Genomic DNA, 17,026 nt, shown 5'->3' on the forward strand with positions numbered 1-17,026 from the left:
CTCAGCCCAGGACCTGCTGCTGCGCGCGGGCCTGGCGGCGCATTTCCGGCACCTCCTCCGGCACCGCGAGGAAATCCCAGAGGCCCGGTATGGCGTCGGCCCGCAGGAAGCGCTCGCGGGTCAGCAGCGGGTTGCCGATGATGTCGAACAGGATGTACCGGCGCGCCGCGAACCAGTCGTACACCGCGGCGGGCTCAACGCCGTAGGCCTTGTAGGAGCGCTGGCCGAACTCGAAGCTGATGGCGGGGCGGTGGCGGTCCACCAGCCGTTCCGCGCCGCGCAGCGCGTCGAATTCCCCGCCCTCGATGTCGATCTTGATGAAGCGCAGCCGCGGCAGGTGGCCGAGCTGCGTATCCAGCCGCACCGTCCGCACCGCGACCTGCCGGGTGCGCATGTTCGGCTGGTCGTATTCACGCTGCTGCAGGCCGCTGTAGCCGGGACTGTCCAGCGCCATGACGTAGCTGGTTTCGCCATCCTGGGTCCCCACCGCGCATTCATGCAGGGTCACGTGTTCCCGCCCCGGCCGCGCCAGGAAGGGCTTCAGTGCCGCGGCGGTCTCGGGATTGCCCTCAAAGGCGTGCAGCGCGCCGCCATCGCCGCGGACGGCCTCCGCCATCGGCATGGTGTGGGTGCCCTTGAAGGCGCCGATATCCACCGCGATGTCGCCCGGCCGCAGCAGGCCGGCATAGAATCCGCGCAGCAGCGCCTCGAAATCCAGCGGGGCCCCGGCCTTCTGGCGGGCGCGCAGCGCACCATACTGCCCGGCGAGTGTGATCACTGGCCGAACACCATGTTGACGATGCGGCAGGTGTCGATGCGGCGGCGTTCCTCGGACCGGCCATCGGCCCAGACGATGCGGATGTCGTTCTCGCATTCGCCGCTGCGAAGCCGGACCCGCAGGTGCTGCCCGGGGGCGAGGCGCTGTTCGCCGAGCCGGTTGCTGCCCCAGGAATCCATCTCGACCGGGGAGACATGGACCGCGGTGATGTTCAGCGCCCCATGGTTGACCAGGTTGAAGGAGGGATTTTCCGAACCGCCGGGTCCCTGGGTCGTCCCAGGCGTCGGTGCCGCGTTCGTGCCAAACACCATCTGCGCGATGCGGCAGGTGTCCTGCGCCCGCCGTTCCTCCGGCCGCCCATCGGCATAGACCACCCGCACATCCTGCCGGCAGCCGGATGCGGGCGGCAGGCGCACCGCGAAGCTGCGACCGTTGGGCAGCACCTCGGCCTGCAACAGGTCCGCGCCCCAGTAGCGCTCATCGGTCGGGGAGACATAGATCTCCCGAATCACCTGGCCGCTGCGGTTGACCAGGTTGAAGGAGGGATCGCCTTGCGCCAGGGCGGGCCGGACTTGCACGAGGCAAGCCAACAGCAGCAGGCCCAACAATCGGCGCAGGATGGTCCGGTGCGGCATGGGGCGTGTTTCCGGTTGCGTTCCCGAAAGGTAGCGGCGCCGCCCCGGCGCCTCAACCACCGCGTCCCGCGCCTGGCTCAGCCGGCCCGGCTGCGCAGCGCCAGGGGTGCCGGCGGCGTAGGCGTGGCCCAGCCGGCCAGATCCTCCAACGCCGCCCGGTCCAGGATCTCGAGCCGGCCCTTGGCCAGGGTCGCCACGCCATCCCGGCGCATGGCGGCCAGCGCCCGGTTGGCGTGTTCCACGGACAGGCCCAGCGCATCCGCCAGATGCGCCTGCTTCAGCGGCACCGCCGCGCCGCGCTGATCCGCGCCGCCGCGGCGCAGCAGGCGGCCATGCAGTTCCAGCAGCAGATGCGCCACCCGCCCGGCGGCATCGCGCCGGCCCAGGCTGGTCAGGCGTTCGCGCATGCGGAAGCGGTCGCGGGTCAGGCCCTCGGCGTAGGACATGGCGAGGCCCGGATCCTCCCCCATGAAGGCGCAGAGCTTCTCCCGCGACAGGATGCAGAAGGAGGCATCGGTCAACGCCTCGACCTCCGCCACATCCTCCGTACGTTCCACCAGGTCGCCAGGCAGGTGGAAATCCAGCACCTGGCGACGGCCATCCGGCGTCGCGGTCCAGGAGAAGGCCCAGCCGGCATACAGGGTGAAAACGCTGTCGAGGATTGCGTCCCCGGCCCGGACCAGGCGGACTCCGGTGCGGACCTTGGCGATCTCCCCGACCCGCGCCTGCGGGACCACGCGGAACAAGGCGAAGGGGCGCACCGTGCAGGCGGCGCAACTGCCGGGCAGCGGTGTCAGGTTGGGGTTGCGGCCCATGGTGTCCTGCCATCCGGGTCGGCGGCTTGGTCGCCGTCCCACGATTGCAACCCTAGGCGTCCCTCCCTGCAATGGGAACCTGCAAACGCGACATTGCAGCCCCTTTCCACGCGCGCACCATATCCAATGCGCGCCTTTGGGGCCGGGTCTTGCGGGTCCGCCGGCGCAGGGCGATTTTGGGCGGAATGACGGAGGAAGCGCGCATGTCCGGTTTCGCCTCGGCCCAGGACCTGGCCGACAAGACGGTATCCTTCGATGAGCTCGGCGCCGGGCTCTATGCCTATACGGCGGAGGGCGACCCGAATTCCGGTATCGTCGTCGGGCCGGATGGCGTGGTGGTGGTGGATGCTCAGGCAACGCCGGCCATGGCGCAGGACGTGATGGCGCGGATCGCCCAGGTGACGCCGCGGAAGGTGACGCAGGTGGTGCTGACGCACTACCACGCGGTGCGGGTGCTTGGCGCCAGCGGGTATGGGGACCCCACGATCCTGGCCAGCCAGGTGACACGCGACCTGATCGTGGAGCGTGGCCGGCAGGACATGGACAGCGAGATCGGCCGCTTCCCACGCCTGTTCCGCGGCAAGGAAAGCATCCCCGGCCTGACCTGGCCGACCCATACCTTCGAGAAGCGGATGACGATCTGGCTTGGCGAGCGGGAGGCGCAGGTGATCCATGTCGGCCGTAGCCACACCGCCGGCGACACCGTGGTGTGGCTGCCGAAGGAGAAGGTGCTGTTCGCCGGGGACACGGTGGAATTCGGCGCCACGCCCTACTGCGGCGACGCACATTTCGCCGACTGGTCGGCGACGCTGGATGCCGTGGCGGCGCTGGGGGCGGAAAAGCTGGTGCCCGGCCGCGGCCGCGCGCTGCTGACCAAGGCGGATTGCGCCGAGGCGATCGAGGGCACGCGGTCCTTCACCTCCGACCTGTTCGCCCGCGTGCAGCAGGGCGTCGCGAAGGGCTGGGACCTGAAGGCAGTCTATGACGACACCATGGGCTTCCTGCGCCCGAAATACGGGGCCTGGGTGATCTTCGAACACTGCATGCCCTTCAACGTCACCCGCGCCTTCGACGAAGCCAATGGCCTCGACCACCCGCGGATCTGGACGGCGGAACGGGATGTGGCGATGTGGCAGGCGCTGGAACACGGCACGGCGATGAAATCCGCCGAGGTCCACCCGTAGCCCCATGCCGCGCGCCAACCCGACCTACGCCGCGCCGCCGCCGCCGGCCTCCGGCCAGGACCACCGCCGCGTCGTGGTGGTGGGCGGCGGGCTGGTCGGGCTGACCCTGGCACTGGACATGGCGCGGCAGGGCATCGCCGTGACGCTGCTGGACGAGGAGGACAGCGTCTCCACCGGCAGCCGCGCCATCTGCTTCGCCAAGCGCACGCTGGAGATTTTCGGGCGGCTCGGCCTCGGCGCGCGCATGCTGGAGAAGGGCGTGACCTGGAAGACCGGCCGGGTCTTTGACGGCGACCGGCAGGCCTATGAATTCGACCTGCTGCCGGAGGCCGGCCATGAATACCCGGCCTTCGTCAACCTGCAGCAATACTACGTCGAGGAATGGCTGGTGGAGGCCTGCGCCGCCGCCGGCGTCGAGCTGCGCTGGCGCCACGCCGTCACCGACATTGCCCCGGATACGACAGGCGCGACGCTGGCGGTGGCGACGCCCGGCGGCACCTATACGCTGCGCGCGGACTGGCTGCTGGCCTGCGACGGCGCCCGCAGCTTCATCCGTCGCAGCCTGGGGCTCGCCTTCCAGGGCCAGGTGTTCCGCGACCGCTTCCTGATCGCCGACGTCGTCATCACGGGCGACGTCGCCTTTCCTGCCGAGCGCTGGTTCTGGTTCGACCCGCCCTTCCACCCCGGTCAATCCGTACTGCTGCACAAGCAGCCGGACGATATCTGGCGCATCGATTTCCAGCTCGGCTGGGACGCCGACCCGGAGGTGGAGACGCAGCCGGCGCGGGTGCGGGCGCGCGTCGCGGAGATGCTCGGCCCGCTGGTGCCCTTCGATCTGGAATGGGTCAGCATCTACACCTTCCGATGCCGGCGGCTGGACCGCTTCGTGCATGGCCGCGTCATCTTCGCCGGCGACAGCGCCCACCAGGTCAGCCCCTTCGGCGCCCGCGGCGGCAATGGCGGGGTGCAGGACGCCGACAACCTGGCCTGGAAACTGGCCGCCATCCTGCGCGGGGAGGCCGGGCCGGGGCTGCTCGACAGCTACGAGGCGGAGCGCATCGCGGCGGCGGAGGAGAACATCCTGCATTCGACGCGGGCGACGGATTTCATCACGCCGAAGACTCCCGCCGCGCGGGCCTATCGGGACGCGGTGCTGGACCTGGCGGAGGGGCACGCCTTCGCCCGCGCCATGGTCAATTCCGGCCGGCTGTCGCGCCCCGCCGTGCTGGCGGACAGCCCACTCAATGCCCCGGATGACGGACCCTGGCCCGGCGGCGCCGTGCCCGGCACCCCGGCACCAGATGCACCGGTGCTGCGGGATGGTCGGCCGGACTGGCTGCTGCGCCACCTCGGCGGCGACTTCTCGCTCCTCGTCTTCGATGCGGTGTGGACGCCGGTGCCGGGGCTGCGGCCCGTGTACGTCACGGCGGAGGACACGCCCGGTGCGCTGTGGGACCATGCGGGGCTGGCGGCCGCGCGCTATGGCGCCCCGCCCGGCGGCGCCGTGCTGATCCGGCCGGACCAGCACATCGCGGCCCGCTTCGCGGCGCCACGGCCGGATGCGGTGCGCGCCGCGCTGGCGGCGTTCACGCGGGAGACGGTGGCATGAGCCTCGACACCACGCCGCGACTGGCCGATCCGGATGCCACCTACGCCATGCTGGTGGCGGCGCATCGCGACCTGGATGAGACCGCCTCGCGCCGGTTGGATGCGAAGCTGGTGCTGATCCTGGCCAACCATATCGGCGATGCCCGGGTGCTGGAACAGGCGCTGGCCCTGGCCAAGGCCGGCACCACGTCGCGCTGAAGCGCTGGCTACCGCAATGCGCTGAAGCGCTGGGCTGCTGACGCCAGCGGCGGCATCCGGTCGAGCTTCACGCCGGTGACCAGCCAGCGCGGTGCCAGCGCATCCCCGGCCAGTTCCAGATGCAGGGTTACCGGCGCGACATGGCCGCGCAGCGGCATCTCGAACCGCGTCAGGCCGATCGGCACGGTGCGGCGCAGCGCCTCGGTCGCCGCGCCGGGCGTCACGCCACGCGCCAGCGCCACCTGTGCCAGCGCGGCGGGTTCGGCCCAGGCCGCGGTTATCTCCTTCGCCATGCCGTGGAGAAAGGCGGCCGCCTGGCCGGTCTCGGTCGCCACCGGGCCGAGGTCCATCCCCTCCCGCACCGCCGATTGCAGGGCCGGCAGGTCCAGGTGCCGCGACATGCGCGTGGGGTCGAGCGCATCGATGGCATGGCCGACCTGCCACGCCGTGGCATAGGGTGCGCTGACCCAGGCCATGCCGAGGATCGGTATCAGCAGCGCCAGCAGCGGCCAGGTGCGGCGCCGGCGCGCCACCGGGGCCTCCGGAACCTCCAAGGTGGGGCGAGGCGGATAGGCGTCCGGCGCCGGCACGGCCGGACGGGATGGATGACGCTTGTCATACTCCGCCCATACGTCGTTCCAATCCGAAGCCACGAGGGCACTCCGTGTGCGCATGGTCTGACCACAAGTTAAAGTTGCGACACCGGATTTTCCAGATCGAAAGACAACCTTAAGTTGCGTCTATTGTCAGGAAACGTCCTGGCCATGTCGTCGTGCCGGCTGGCATCGGCGGGCCGGGAACGTCCCCTGGTGGGAGACTCAACGCTGCGGTTCTCAGGGTGCGGAGAATGACGTCCAGAGATGGGAAAAGGATGAACGAGACAGCACATGCCGTCTCATTTCAGGGATTGGCGCGAATTCCCGATCACGCTCGCAAGACATGAAAAAAACCGCGACCCCTGCGAGCCGCGGTCAAACGCGCGTGAAGCCTGGCCTGGTCAGCGGGCGAGGCGCGCCAGATCCGCCTCCAGCCGGCCCATCGTGAGGGCAAGTGCCGCCGACATCGCGGCCGCCATCTCCGGCGCCCGGGCATCGGCGGCCAATGGCGCCTCCGCCTGCGCTTCCAGCGTGCCGACGATACCGGTGCCGGCGCGGCCTTCCCGCAGCAGCACCCCGGCCAGCCCGGCACGGGCCTGGCCGGCGGCGGGGGCCGCCTCCAGCACCGTCAGCTGCATTTCCAGCACCAGGTCGGCATCGGCCCGGCTCCCCTGCCCCACCACGGCCGAGAACAGACCTGAATCCTGCAGCCAGCCACGCAGCGCCGCATCCACCAGGTCGCCGGGCGGGGCGAGCCATTCCTCATAGGGCAGGATCTCGTAGGCACCATCCGGCCGCAACCGCCGCAGGCCGAGATCCTGCAGGCCGGGCACCGCCCGCACACGCCGCACCAGCAGGACGCGGCCGCGTGCCGGCGGAGACGCGCTGCTCGGCCGGCGCGGGTTCAGGGCGAAGCGCCGGACCGGCACGTCCGGCCGGTCCGGCAGGATCGAGCAGCCGGCCACCATCACGGGGGCCAGGGCGGACAGCAACAGCGCACGGCGGTTCATCGGCGGCGATCCGGGGTCGGCGGCGCGCCGAACAGCAGCTGGGACGGCGCCCGGCGCAGCTGTTCGGCGGTGGCGCGCAGGTTGGCGGTGGTGGCCCGCAGGTCGATGAGGATGGGAATCAGCTCCGCCTGGATGTCCACCGTGGTCTCCCGCGCAGAGCGCATGGTGCGCTCGAAGCCCTCCACCGCCTGCGGCAGGCGCTGCGCGGCGCGGTTCAATTCGGCCGCGGCGCCGGAGGTGCTGCGCAGCGCATTGCGGATCTCGGTGCTGCCGAGCAGGGCGCGGGCGTCGGTGGCGGCGGCGCGGAATTCGGCCACCGCCCCGGCCAGGTCGCTGTCCTGCACCGTGCTGCGCAGCAGGGTCATGGTCAACGCCGCCTCCCGCAGCACCTGCGCCAGGTCGCCATCCCCGGTCTGTCGGTTCAGGTTGGACAGCAGGCCGGCGATGTCGCGGGCGATCTCGTCCACCGGCAGGTCGGCCAGGCGCGAGATCAGCAATTCCGCTGCATTCGTCACCTGCGCGACGGTGGAGGGCACGCCGGGAATCACCGGGTTGCGCGGGGTCCAGGGCAGGTTGGGCACGGGGAAGCGATCCGGGTTGACGAAGTCCAGCTCCAGGTAGTTCACGCCGGTGATGCCCTGCGCCGTGATGCGCGACCGCAGGCCAAGCCGAACGGCCTCCGCCAAATCCGGCGTCTCGCCGACCTGGGCGAGGTCGACGGCGAAGCGCAGGAACACGCGCTGGAAGCCGGCGCTGTAGCTGGTGCCCGCCTGCCGCGGATACTCCGCCGCGACCAGGCCTATCTGCGTCACCCGGCCGATCGCGACCCCGCGGTAGCGCACCGGCGCGCCGACATCGAGGCCCTGCACCGATTCCTCGAAATAGGTCTCGAATACCTCCGTTGCCTGCAGGCCACGCCCGCCGGCCAGGAACAGCACGAAGGCCACCGCCAGCACGATGCCGACCAGCACCAGCGCGCCGACCCGCGCGTAGAGCATCCGCCCGCCGCCCATCAGGCTGCCTCCCGCCGGAAGAAGGCGCGCACCGTGGGGTGGGTGCCATGGTCGCGCAGCTCGCGCGGGTCGCCTTCCGCGATCATCCCCTTGGCCTCCTTGTCCAGCATGATGCAGCGGTCGCCGACGGCGAGGATCGAGGCCAGCTCGTGCGTCACCACCACGAATGTCGTCCCGAGGGATCGTGATAGATCGCGGATCAGCTCGTCCAGCCCGGCGGAGGTGATCGGGTCGAGCCCGGCGGAGGGCTCGTCCAGGAACAGGATGGCCGGGTCCAGCGCCAGGGCGCGCGCGATGCCGGCCCGCTTCAGCATGCCGCCCGAGACCTCCGACGGCAGCCGCGCCGCGGCTTCCGACAGGCCCACCAGGCCGAGCTTGGCGCGCGCCACCTCCGTCCGCGCCTCCGGCGGCAGGGTGGTGTGCTCGGCCAGCGGCATCTCGACATTCTCCAGAAGGGTCTGCGAACCGAACAGCGCGCCCTGCTGCCACATCACGCCGATGCGCTTCAGCAGGTCGAGCCGGCCCTCGCCCTCGGTCGACCAGACATCGGTGCCGAGGATGCCGACGCGGCCCGCGGCCGGCGGCACCAGGCCGATCATCAGCTTCAGCAGTGTGGACTTGCCGCAGCCGGAGCCGCCGAGGATGACGAAGACCTCGCCGCGCTGCACGTCGAAGCTCACATGCTCGAACAGCGTGTTGCTGCCGAAGCGCGCGGTCAGGTCGCGCGCCTCGATCACGGTCGGTGCAACATCGCTCAAATGCCGAGCCTCTCGTAGAGCACGGCGAAGGCGCCATCGAGCAGCACGATGGCGACGATGCCGCCGACCACGGCCGACGTCGCCGCATCGCCCACCGCGCGCGGCCCGCGGCCGGCGCCGAGGCCGGCGCGGCAGCCGATGATGGCGATGGCCAGCCCGAAGGCGGCGGCCTTGAACAACCCGCCGAGCAGGTCGGTCAGCGACAGCGCGCCGGCCAGTTGCTGGCCCACGGTGGTGAGCTGGAACCCGAGCAGCCCCATGATCATCGCCATGCCGGCCAGCCCCGCCAGGGTCAGCAGCAGCGACAGCACCGGCATCACCAGCATCCCCGCCAGCACCCGCGGCAGCACCAGCAGGGCCATCGGGTCGATGCCCATGATGCGCAGCGCCGCCACCTCCTCGTTCACCGTCATGGTGCCGAGTTCGGCGGCGTAGGCCGAGCCGGTGCGCCCGGCGAGCACGACGCCGGCCATCAGCGGGCCAAGCTCGCGCAGCAGGGAAATGCCGACCAGGTTCGGCACGAAGACCTCGGCGCCGAACTGGCGCAGCGGGATGGCGGACTGGAAGGCCAGGATGACACCGAGCAGCGAGCCCAGCAGCACCGCCAGCCCGAAGGCCCTGGTGCCGGCCTCGTCCAGGTGGCGCAGCAATTCGCGCCATCTCAGGCGACCCGGACGGATCAGCGTGCCGAGCAGCACGACCAAGCCCTCGCCCACGAACGCCACGGCATCGACGGCATTGCGCAGCGCCCCCACGGCGCGGCGGCCGACGCCGGTCAGCGGCGAGAAGCGGTACGGCACCAGCTTCGGCCGCGGCGCCGCCAGCGCCACCCGGACCCGGTCCAGCACCGCGGCCACGCCAGGGCTTGCGCCTTCGATGCGGCCGTCTGGGCTGGTGGCTTCGGCGGTCAGCAGCATGGTGGCGCCGGTGGTGTCCACCGCCTCCACCGCCGACAGGTCGAGCACCAGCGCGCCGCCGGGCTTGCGCGCCTCCGCCATCAGCCCAGACCACATGTTGGCGGCGGCCGGCGTATCGACGCGGCCGGACAGCGCCAATATACGCTCGCCCGCCGCCTCCCGCACCATCAGACCATCCGCCAGCGCCCGAGCCCCTGTGCCTGCCGCCGCATCAAATGGTCGCTTCGAAGCGCTACCGCAATGCAGCGAGCGCGGCACGTGCCGCCGCCTCGCCGGACCACCAGGCGCCGCCGACGGTTCCCGCGAGCCGCGCATGGCAGGCCTCGCCGGCGAGGCAAAGCCGGCCGCCGGCCAGGGGTTCCGCGAGGATGCCCCGGGCGGAGGCCCGTCCGACGCGGGCGTGGCTGTACACGCCACGGGCGAAAGGGTCGCGCAGCCAGTCGGTCACGATCGTGCCATCCCGCAACGTCTTCGCGGCGGCGGCGCCGAAGCGGCGGGCGACCTCTGCCCGCATGAACGCCTCCAGTGCCGCATCGCCCTCCGCCTCCAGCGCCGCCGCGGCGTCGCCGCCGACATGGCAGGCCAGGATGTCGCGGCCGAACGGCCGGGCGCTCATCGCGACCAGCGGCTCCCCGGGGCGGACCTGGCGATCCACCGAGGTGAAGGGCGCCAGGCCCAGGGCATCGGCGCCGCGGAAGCCGACCTTGGCGACGGTGCCGAGCGGCAGGTCGTGCGCCGCCTGCATCACCTCCGGCGGCAGCGGCGGGTCGAAGCGCAGCGCCTCCGCGGCCAGCACGGCCGTGGGCAGCGTGGCGATGACGGCGCGGGCGCGGAGCGTGCCGAAGGCGCCTTCCGCCACCGCCACCTTCCCACCCCAGGCCAGGCGGGTGACTGGGGAGGACAGGCGGATCGGCAGGCCCTCCGCCAGCCGGGCGAGCAGCGTGCCGAATCCCTGTTCCGGCAGGCGGTTGCCGCCGTTCAGGGCGGTGTCCACGAAATCGCGCAGGCTGAGGCGGTCGAGCGGCGCGGCGGCAATGATGTCGCCCTGCCAGGCGGCCACCGTCGCATCCCAGGGCCCGCCGCGGGGTGCGGCCTCGGCCACGCTGCAATCCGGGCCATCGGCGACGGCACGGGCTTCGGTGCGGGCGGTGAAATCATCCCAGGCGGCGTCGTAGGCGGCGCGCTCGGCCTCGGTCGCGGGGCGGTCGCCGACCAGGGTGCGTTCCTGGCGCAGCGCGTCGGAGTCCACCAGCTTCGCGCCGAGTTGGTCCGCCAGGGCGACCAGCGGGTTGTCCTCGGCATTGTGCAGCCAGGCGGCGCCAAGGTCGAAGGGCACACCCAACCGATGGTCCGTCACCACCCGCCCGCCGACCCGGCCCCGCGCCTCCAGCACCACCACGCTGCGGCCGGCCGCCAGCACCGCGCGCGCCGCGGCGAGGCCGGCGGCACCGGCGCCGATCACCAGGACATCGACCTCGGCCGTCATGCCGGACGCGGCGTCAGGCCGACATGGCGTGGATCAGTACCGCCGCCGCCACGGAGACGTTCAGGCTTTCCACCCGGCCGCTGCCCGGCAGGGTGACGCGATGCGCGCAGGCAGCCGCCGTCAGGCCGGGCAGGCCGAACTCCTCGTTGCCCAGCGCCAGCACGAAGGGTTTTCCGCGAGGAAGGGCTTCGGGCGCAACGCCACCCGCGGCGACGGCGGCGACGGTGGTGAAGCGCGGCGCCAGCGCGCGCAGCGCCACCGCCGGGTTGGCCAGGCGCAGCAGGGACAGATGCTCCAGCCCCCCCTCCGCGATGCGGTAGGCGGCATCGGAGGGCAGGCACTGCCGCGGATCGTCGGACAGCATCACCCCGGCGCAGCCGAAGAAGGCGGCGGAGCGGGCGATGGCACCGAAATTATGCGGGTTGCCGATGCCGTCCAGCAGCGGCAGGACCGGTGCCGCCAGCAGCGCGGTCGGGAACGGCCCGGCACCCAGCGCCGGCACTTCCCGCGGCACCGCCACGGCGACGACGCCGCCATGGTGTTCCGTGCCGGCGATGCGGACCAGTTCCTCCGGCGTCACCTCCCGGTACGGGCGGCGCGTGCGGGCCATGATGGCGCAGAGCGGCCCGACCTCCCGCCGCCGCGTCGCCGCATAGAACAGCCGCAGCACGGAATCCGGCCGCACGGCGAAAGCAGCCGCGGCGGCAGCGGGGCCGCAGAGCCGGTCGAGATCCGAATCCCGCCAGCCGCGCACCGGCACCTGGCCGGGTTCCACCGGCGGGCGCGGGGTGTTCTGCATCTCCGGCCGCAACTCGGCGTCGCGGCCTAGGCCTCCGCCCTCGCCCCGGCCCCGGTCTCCCTGGCCTCGGTCTCCCTGGCCTCGGTCACCCTTTGGGGTAAAGCGTCGTTCGAACCCAGAAATCTCGCACCCTCCTCGCGCACCGCCGCGGCGGCCTCATCATACAGGAACGGCAGGAACGCGTATCGCCGCCCTTTCGTCACCGGGCGGGCCTCATGCAGCAGTGAGCAGGAAAACACCACCGCCCCGCCCGCCGGCGCCACATAGGCCCGCGGGCCGAATTCGGGAAAATTCAGCTCGCCACCCTCGTAATCCCCGGTGTTGAGGTTGATGGTCACGGCGAAGCGACGATGCGCGGTGGCCTTGGTGGTGTTGTCCCGGTGCGCGCGGAAGAAGCCTTTGTCAGCCGCATCGTAGCAGGCGACGACGTAGCGCTCGAGCCGCGTCACCTCGTACTGGAAGGCGCGGCGGATCTCCGGCACCAGGCGGGCGTTCAGCCGGGCGCGGATCTGCGTCCGCAGCGTCTCATCCTCCAGGAAGGCGTCGCGGCGGCGCTTGTGGCTCGCATCCATGACGCCGACGGTGCGGCCGCCCTCGTCACGCATGAAGCCGCTTTCGCCGCCGCCGATGCGCTCATATTCCGCGATCAGGCGCTGGCAGAAGGCCGGCTCGAAGACCCGCGGCAGCACCAGCACGGGCGCGACCACGGGCACGCCGGCATGTTCGGCCGGGGGCGGCAGCGCGGCGAGCGTTTCCATCGCCTCCGCTCCGCGCTCCAGCGGCCAGACGGCAAAGACGCGCAGCATCGGGTCGAGCAGCAGCCAGCCGGTGCGCAGCGTGCCATCGGGCGAGACTGCCCGCAGCGCGCGGCGGGCGCTGCCGTCATCGTCCCACAGCACGCGGCGCCCAGGGCCATCCACCAGCCGGCGGGCCTGGTCGTCCGCCAAATCCGTGCCGATCACCAGCATGTAGGCGTGCAGCGTATCCAGCCGCGCCGCATGCGGGCCGACCATGGCGGCCAGGCGCTCCGAAAGCCCGGGCGTGGCCAGGGAGCCGGGGATCAGCACCATGATCCAGCGGCCGGCCGTGGTGTCGAAGGCGAAGCGCGGGTTGCTGCTGGCCCGCGCATGGAAGGAGGCCACGGGTTCGCCCACGGTGAAAGCAGGGGCCTGCATGACGGTCAGGCTTTCCCGGCCAGGGTGCGCAATTGCGCCAGCAGAGCTTCCGGCACCTCCAGCCCCTCCGCCGCCGCACGGGCGGCCAGCGCCGCGCGGCGGCTGCCGGGCAGGCGGACGCCGGGGTCGCCCTGCATGGCGGCGAGCAGGAACTCGATCCGCTCGGCGAAGCAGTCCTGCCCGCCCAGCGCGGCGGGGTCGATGGCCAGCAGCGCCTGGCCGAGGCGCGGGCGGTTGCCTTCCTCGGTGAAGAAGCCATCGGCCTCGAAGCCGAAGGCGCTGCCGGTCAGGGCGCAGCACAGCAGTTCCACCACCAGTGCCAGCAGCGCCCCCTTGGTGCCGCCCATTGCCAGCATGGCGCCTGACAGCGCGGCGTTCGGGTCCGTGGTCGGGTTGCCCTCGGCATCCAGCGCCCATCCCAGCGGGATCTTCTTCCCCGCCTTCGCCGCCACCATGATCTTGCCGCGCGCCACTTCGGACAGCGCCATGTCGATGATGAGCGGGGCGGCGTCCCGGCGCGGGAAGCCGGCGGCGATGGGGTTGGTGCCCATCAGCGGCCGGCGGCCACCCGGCACCGGCATGGCGGCCGGCGAGTTGGTCAGGGCCAGCGCTACGAATCCCTGCCGCGCCAGCGCCGCCACCGGCAGGCCCATGGCGCCGGCGTGGTGGCTGTTGGCGATGCCGATGAAGGCGACGCCGTGGCTGCGGGCCCGCCGCGCCGCCTCCGCCACCGCCAGATCCAGCGCCGCATAGGCCAGCCCGTGCCGGGCATCGACCAGTGCCGCGCCGCCGCGTTCCGCCACGACCGCCGGCACCGCCGTTCCATCGGCACGGCCATTGGCGAGGAAGCCGGCATATTGCGGAACGCGCGACAGGCCATGGCCGCCCTGCCCTTCGGCCTCCGCCGCCACCAGGGCGCGGGCAGTGGGGCCCGCCATCGCTGTGTTGGCGCCGGCGGCGGCGAGGGCTGCGGTGGCGAGGGCTTCAGCTTCGGCGAGGGTCAGGCGCGGCATCGGGTCAGTCCCGGACGGTTTCACGCATCCGGCTTGATCCCGGCCTCCGTGACAAGGGTGGCCCAGCGATCCGTCTCCGCGCGGACGAACTGGGTGGATCGTGCGCTGTCCCAGCCGAGCACCTGGAAGCCGCCATCCCGCGCCCGCTGGCTGACGGTGGCATCGCCGATCGCCGCCATAACGTCGCGTTCCAACCGGGCCAGGATGGGGGGCGGCACCGCGGCGTTGGTCAGCACCGCGGTCCAGTTGGTGATCTCGAGCTCCGGCAGGCCCGCCTCGCGCACCGTCGGCACCTCCGGCACCAACGGGTGGCGTTCCGCGCTGGTCACCGCCAGGGCTCGCAGCCGTCCGCCCCGGATCTGCGCCAGGCATTCGGGCAAATTCGAGACCATCATGTCGAGCGTCCCTCCGGCAAGGTCGGTGACGGAGGGTGCGCCGCCGCGATACGGCACGTGGACGATGTTCTCGCCCGCGCGCGCCACGCGCCGGAACAGCTCGAGCCCCAGATGCGGCGGCGAGCCGGTGCCGGAGGATCCGACGTTCAGCCGTTCGCGCCGGCTGCGCGCCGCCAGCGCCGGCAGGTCGTCGCGCGGGTTCTTCTCCGCATTCACCACCACCGCCAGCGGCAGCGAGCCGAGCAGGGAAATGACGGAAAAGTCGCGCCGGAAATCATAGGGCGCGTTGGGGAACAGCGTGGCGTTCACCGCATGGGTCAGGGTGATGGCGAGCAGCGTGTGGCCATCGGCCGGCGACTTCGCCGCGGCGTCGGCCCCGATCAGCGCATTGCCGCCGGCGCGATTGTCGATCACCACCGGCCGGTTCCAGATCTCACCCAGCTTCTGTGCCACCAGCCTCGCCATGATGTCGGTCAGCCCGCCCGGCGGGAAGGGCACGATGTAGCGCGGGTTGCGGTCCGGGAAGGGCTGCTGCGCCAGCCCCATGCGGGACAGGAAAGGCATCGCGGCGAGGCCAAGCGTGGTGCGGCGGCGGATCATGAAACCTCCCATGGCTGCGTATTGGTTGCGCAGACAGTGGCAGCCGCGGACGGCGCCATCCACGGAAATCTGCCCTTGGGGAAACCCTGGCGTTCAGGACCGCGCCGCGAACCGGACCATCCCGGATGGCGCCTTGCCGAAGCGCCGGCGGCCGCGCGGGTCCTCGGCATGCGCCTGATCCAGCCGCAGCCTGCGCAGCGCGGCGATGCTGGCGAAGCCTTCAAGCCTTTCGGACTGCAGCGTCGATCTCCGAAGCCCTGGCAAGGACGTTGGCACGCGCAGACATCGCTGGTCATGACCCCACCCTTGCATCGCGGCGGAGGATCAGGCCCCGCGCCACCGAGCGCATCACGGGACTGCCGATGCCACCCAGTGCCAGGTGGCCGCGCGGCTGCGTCGTGAAGCCATGGAAGTCGCCTTGCGCGCCGCCGATCGAGACGTCGGTGTGAAGCGACCATCGTCGTGGCCCGCCAGGATGCGCCCGCACCACGAATCGCCCTGCCGACGATCGGAGTCTCGAACCGCGTGCGCGCCTTCCCGCAACGCATCGCGATGGACACAGCCCGACAGCGGGAAGCGTCCGCTTGTGCGCAATCCGCCATTGAGTCCCGCCGCGCTGCTGGCGCGGACGAGGTCGAGATGCGCGAGCCAGTTGGAATCGAGCGTGGTCCAATCGAATACCGTCGATCGTCGCTCCGAGCCGCGTGTTCCGCCCGAGCTGGCCGTGACCGTCCGGCTGCGAGGCACCCTACAGAAATCGCAGGGCCCGGACAGATCCGGCAGGAATGCGCACGGCTGCCGACGATAGCACCACCACAGGACATTTTGGCGTGGGAACCTGCATCGAGCCCTGGAGCATGTCGTCTTGCGCACAGCCGAGCATATTTTTTCCGCCACAGTAACGAAAGGCATCTGCAGGGATGACGCGCTCCATGCACCCAGTCACGCAGGGGTTGCGGCCCGGCCCCGCTCCATCCCGGCTGCGGATGCCGCCGCACGGCGCCGGAACACCGCAAGCCGTACGAGGGCGCCGGATACGCCTGGGACCTGCCGCCTCTCGGGGGCGCAGGACGCCATGACGCCGCCCTGGCCCGGCAGGCGCGGCTGCCTGGCGTCCATCGGCGACTGGCACGAGGTGGCGGCGTTGTCCTCCGCCCACCGCGAGCTTCTTCGCCGCGGCCCTGGCGGCGCAACAGCCGTGAAATCCGACGCTGCTAGCATCGGCAACGCCGAGACGGCCTCGACCGCCACGGGGCCATGCCCGCTCCATGCCTCAGCCTTCCTGCAGCCGATCGAGGGTTTGCCGACCCACGCGCCCGCGCCGTGACAGGAGGAAATCCATGACGAGATCCCGCCTTTCCGCCTTGGCCCTGACCTTCGCCGCCGGCGTCGCCGCGACACCGGTGGTCGCCGATGATCACACCACCTTCCACCATCTCGAGGTGACATCGGCGGCCAGGCCGGATTGCCGCACGGGCATGCTGCTCAACCTGCCGCAGTCCTGGCAGGTGGGCGATGGCGCGGTCGTGCTGCTGACGATGCGACCGCTGCGCGATGCCGGGTACGACCTGCTGGTGTCGGCGCTGCTGTCCGAACATGCGGCGGTGCTCGAACTCGTGCCGCTGCGCTGCGACAACTCGCATGGCGAGCATGCCAGCGCCATGGACAGCGCGCTCGGCGCGCTGGAGGCCATGGCGCAGACGCTGGGTGCCGGGCTGGTGGTCGCCATCGGCTACGGCCGTGGCGGCGCTGCGGTGCTGGACGTGCTCCATCAGCCGGAGGCCGGCCTGCCGGACCCGGACAGGCCGCACTACGTCGCCGCGGTTGCGCTGGGCGGAGGCCCGCCGGTCTTCGCGCTCGGACATCCCATGCCGGCGTGGGAACAGGCGCCGTCGCGCATCGCCCTGCTGTGCCGCGCGTTGGCCGCCCTGGTCGGGGGCATGGGCACGAGGTCGGGCGTTGCCGCCGAGACCTGCCACGCGGTTGTTGCCGACAGGATTGCGCCCGCCAGGGCCGCGCAGGCCGCGACGACACGTCCTTGAGCCG

General features: G+C 71.7%; 19 protein-coding genes. 5 read left to right on the forward strand and 14 right to left on the reverse strand.

Translation table 11 applies throughout. The features are described from left to right. Position 1 precedes the first annotated feature (1 nt). The 3 genes from ACLF3G_RS15165 to ACLF3G_RS15175 form a co-directional block, all read right to left on the reverse strand. Entirely contained in the window at positions 2-778 is a 777-nt protein-coding gene (locus ACLF3G_RS15165) for an FkbM family methyltransferase (RefSeq protein WP_430670224.1), read from the reverse strand. After that, on the reverse strand, positions 775-1,413 hold the full coding sequence (locus tag ACLF3G_RS15170; RefSeq protein ID WP_430670225.1) for a hypothetical protein: 639 nt from the start codon (positions 1,411-1,413) through the stop codon (positions 775-777). The genes ACLF3G_RS15165 and ACLF3G_RS15170 overlap by 4 nt, the downstream gene beginning before the upstream one ends. 77 nt (positions 1,414-1,490) lie before the next feature. After that, entirely contained in the window at positions 1,491-2,228 is a 738-nt protein-coding gene (locus ACLF3G_RS15175; protein WP_430670226.1) for a Crp/Fnr family transcriptional regulator, read from the reverse strand. Positions 2,229-2,431: 203 nt separating this feature from the next. On the opposite strand from ACLF3G_RS15175, the gene ACLF3G_RS15180 reads away from it, so the two are divergent. Genes ACLF3G_RS15180 through ACLF3G_RS15190 form a run of 3 tightly spaced genes read left to right on the forward strand, consistent with a single transcriptional unit; the run spans position 2,432 to position 5,218 of the window. Beyond that, positions 2,432-3,412 carry an MBL fold metallo-hydrolase gene (locus ACLF3G_RS15180; RefSeq protein ID WP_430670227.1) on the forward strand — a complete coding sequence of 327 codons (981 nt, stop codon included), beginning with the start codon at positions 2,432-2,434 and terminating at the stop codon, positions 3,410-3,412. Between the two features lie 4 nt (positions 3,413-3,416). Then, complete coding sequence (locus tag ACLF3G_RS15185; protein ID WP_430670228.1) at positions 3,417-5,021, forward strand: FAD-dependent oxidoreductase; 1,605 nt, start codon at positions 3,417-3,419, stop codon at positions 5,019-5,021. After that, positions 5,018-5,218 carry a DUF2783 domain-containing protein gene (locus ACLF3G_RS15190; protein ID WP_430670229.1) on the forward strand — a complete coding sequence of 67 codons (201 nt, stop codon included), beginning with the start codon at positions 5,018-5,020 and terminating at the stop codon, positions 5,216-5,218. Before ACLF3G_RS15185 ends, ACLF3G_RS15190 begins: the two co-directional genes overlap by 4 nt. A gap of 8 nt (positions 5,219-5,226) precedes the next feature. Here ACLF3G_RS15190 and ACLF3G_RS15195 read toward each other — a convergent pair whose 3' ends face one another. The 11 genes from ACLF3G_RS15195 to ACLF3G_RS15245 all read right to left on the reverse strand — a co-directional run bounded on the left by ACLF3G_RS15195 (position 5,227) and on the right by ACLF3G_RS15245 (position 15,256). Continuing rightward, entirely contained in the window at positions 5,227-5,871 is a 645-nt protein-coding gene (locus tag ACLF3G_RS15195) for a DUF2939 domain-containing protein (protein ID WP_430670230.1), read from the reverse strand. Between the two features lie 344 nt (positions 5,872-6,215). Further along, positions 6,216-6,824, reverse strand: coding sequence for an ABC-type transport auxiliary lipoprotein family protein (locus tag ACLF3G_RS15200; protein WP_430670231.1), 609 nt, complete (start codon positions 6,822-6,824; stop codon positions 6,216-6,218). Beyond that, positions 6,821-7,837 carry an MlaD family protein gene (locus ACLF3G_RS15205; RefSeq protein WP_430670232.1) on the reverse strand — a complete coding sequence of 339 codons (1,017 nt, stop codon included), beginning with the start codon at positions 7,835-7,837 and terminating at the stop codon, positions 6,821-6,823. The genes ACLF3G_RS15200 and ACLF3G_RS15205 overlap by 4 nt, the downstream gene beginning before the upstream one ends. Continuing rightward, entirely contained in the window at positions 7,837-8,595 is a 759-nt protein-coding gene (locus ACLF3G_RS15210) for an ABC transporter ATP-binding protein (RefSeq protein ID WP_430670233.1), read from the reverse strand. The genes ACLF3G_RS15205 and ACLF3G_RS15210 overlap by 1 nt, the downstream gene beginning before the upstream one ends. Beyond that, entirely contained in the window at positions 8,592-9,680 is a 1,089-nt protein-coding gene (locus ACLF3G_RS15215; RefSeq protein ID WP_430670234.1) for an ABC transporter permease, read from the reverse strand. Before ACLF3G_RS15215 ends, ACLF3G_RS15210 begins: the two co-directional genes overlap by 4 nt. 64 nt (positions 9,681-9,744) lie before the next feature. After that, the gene (locus ACLF3G_RS15220) at positions 9,745-10,998 is read right to left on the reverse strand and encodes a flavin monoamine oxidase family protein (RefSeq protein ID WP_430670235.1); all 1,254 of its coding nucleotides are present in this window, start codon (positions 10,996-10,998) and stop codon (positions 9,745-9,747) included. A gap of 13 nt (positions 10,999-11,011) precedes the next feature. Next, the gene (locus ACLF3G_RS15225) at positions 11,012-11,797 is read right to left on the reverse strand and encodes a TrmH family RNA methyltransferase (protein WP_430670236.1); all 786 of its coding nucleotides are present in this window, start codon (positions 11,795-11,797) and stop codon (positions 11,012-11,014) included. Between the two features lie 26 nt (positions 11,798-11,823). Further along, positions 11,824-12,951, reverse strand: coding sequence for a 2OG-Fe(II) oxygenase (locus ACLF3G_RS15230; RefSeq protein WP_430670237.1), 1,128 nt, complete (start codon positions 12,949-12,951; stop codon positions 11,824-11,826). Between the two features lie 26 nt (positions 12,952-12,977). Further along, positions 12,978-13,985: an Ldh family oxidoreductase gene (locus tag ACLF3G_RS15235; RefSeq protein WP_430670238.1), complete on the reverse strand. Its 1,008-nt coding sequence runs from the start codon at positions 13,983-13,985 to the stop codon at positions 12,978-12,980. 20 nt (positions 13,986-14,005) lie between these two features. Beyond that, complete coding sequence (locus ACLF3G_RS15240; RefSeq protein ID WP_430670239.1) at positions 14,006-14,980, reverse strand: Bug family tripartite tricarboxylate transporter substrate binding protein; 975 nt, start codon at positions 14,978-14,980, stop codon at positions 14,006-14,008. Between the two features lie 93 nt (positions 14,981-15,073). Beyond that, a complete protein-coding gene (locus ACLF3G_RS15245) occupies positions 15,074-15,256 on the reverse strand; it encodes a hypothetical protein (RefSeq protein WP_430670240.1) in 183 nt (60 codons plus the stop codon). A gap of 799 nt (positions 15,257-16,055) precedes the next feature. On the opposite strand from ACLF3G_RS15245, the gene ACLF3G_RS15250 reads away from it, so the two are divergent. Continuing rightward, positions 16,056-16,307, forward strand: a complete 252-nt coding sequence (locus ACLF3G_RS15250) for a hypothetical protein (RefSeq protein WP_430670241.1) — start codon at positions 16,056-16,058, stop codon at positions 16,305-16,307. A 13-nt stretch (positions 16,308-16,320) separates the two neighbouring features. Next, positions 16,321-17,022: a hypothetical protein gene (locus ACLF3G_RS15255; protein ID WP_430670242.1), complete on the forward strand. Its 702-nt coding sequence runs from the start codon at positions 16,321-16,323 to the stop codon at positions 17,020-17,022. Positions 17,023-17,026: the final 4 nt, after the last annotated feature.

The sequence above is a fragment of the Falsiroseomonas sp. HC035 genome (assembly GCF_050563525.1).
Taxonomy (GTDB): Bacteria; Pseudomonadota; Alphaproteobacteria; order Acetobacterales; family Acetobacteraceae; genus Falsiroseomonas.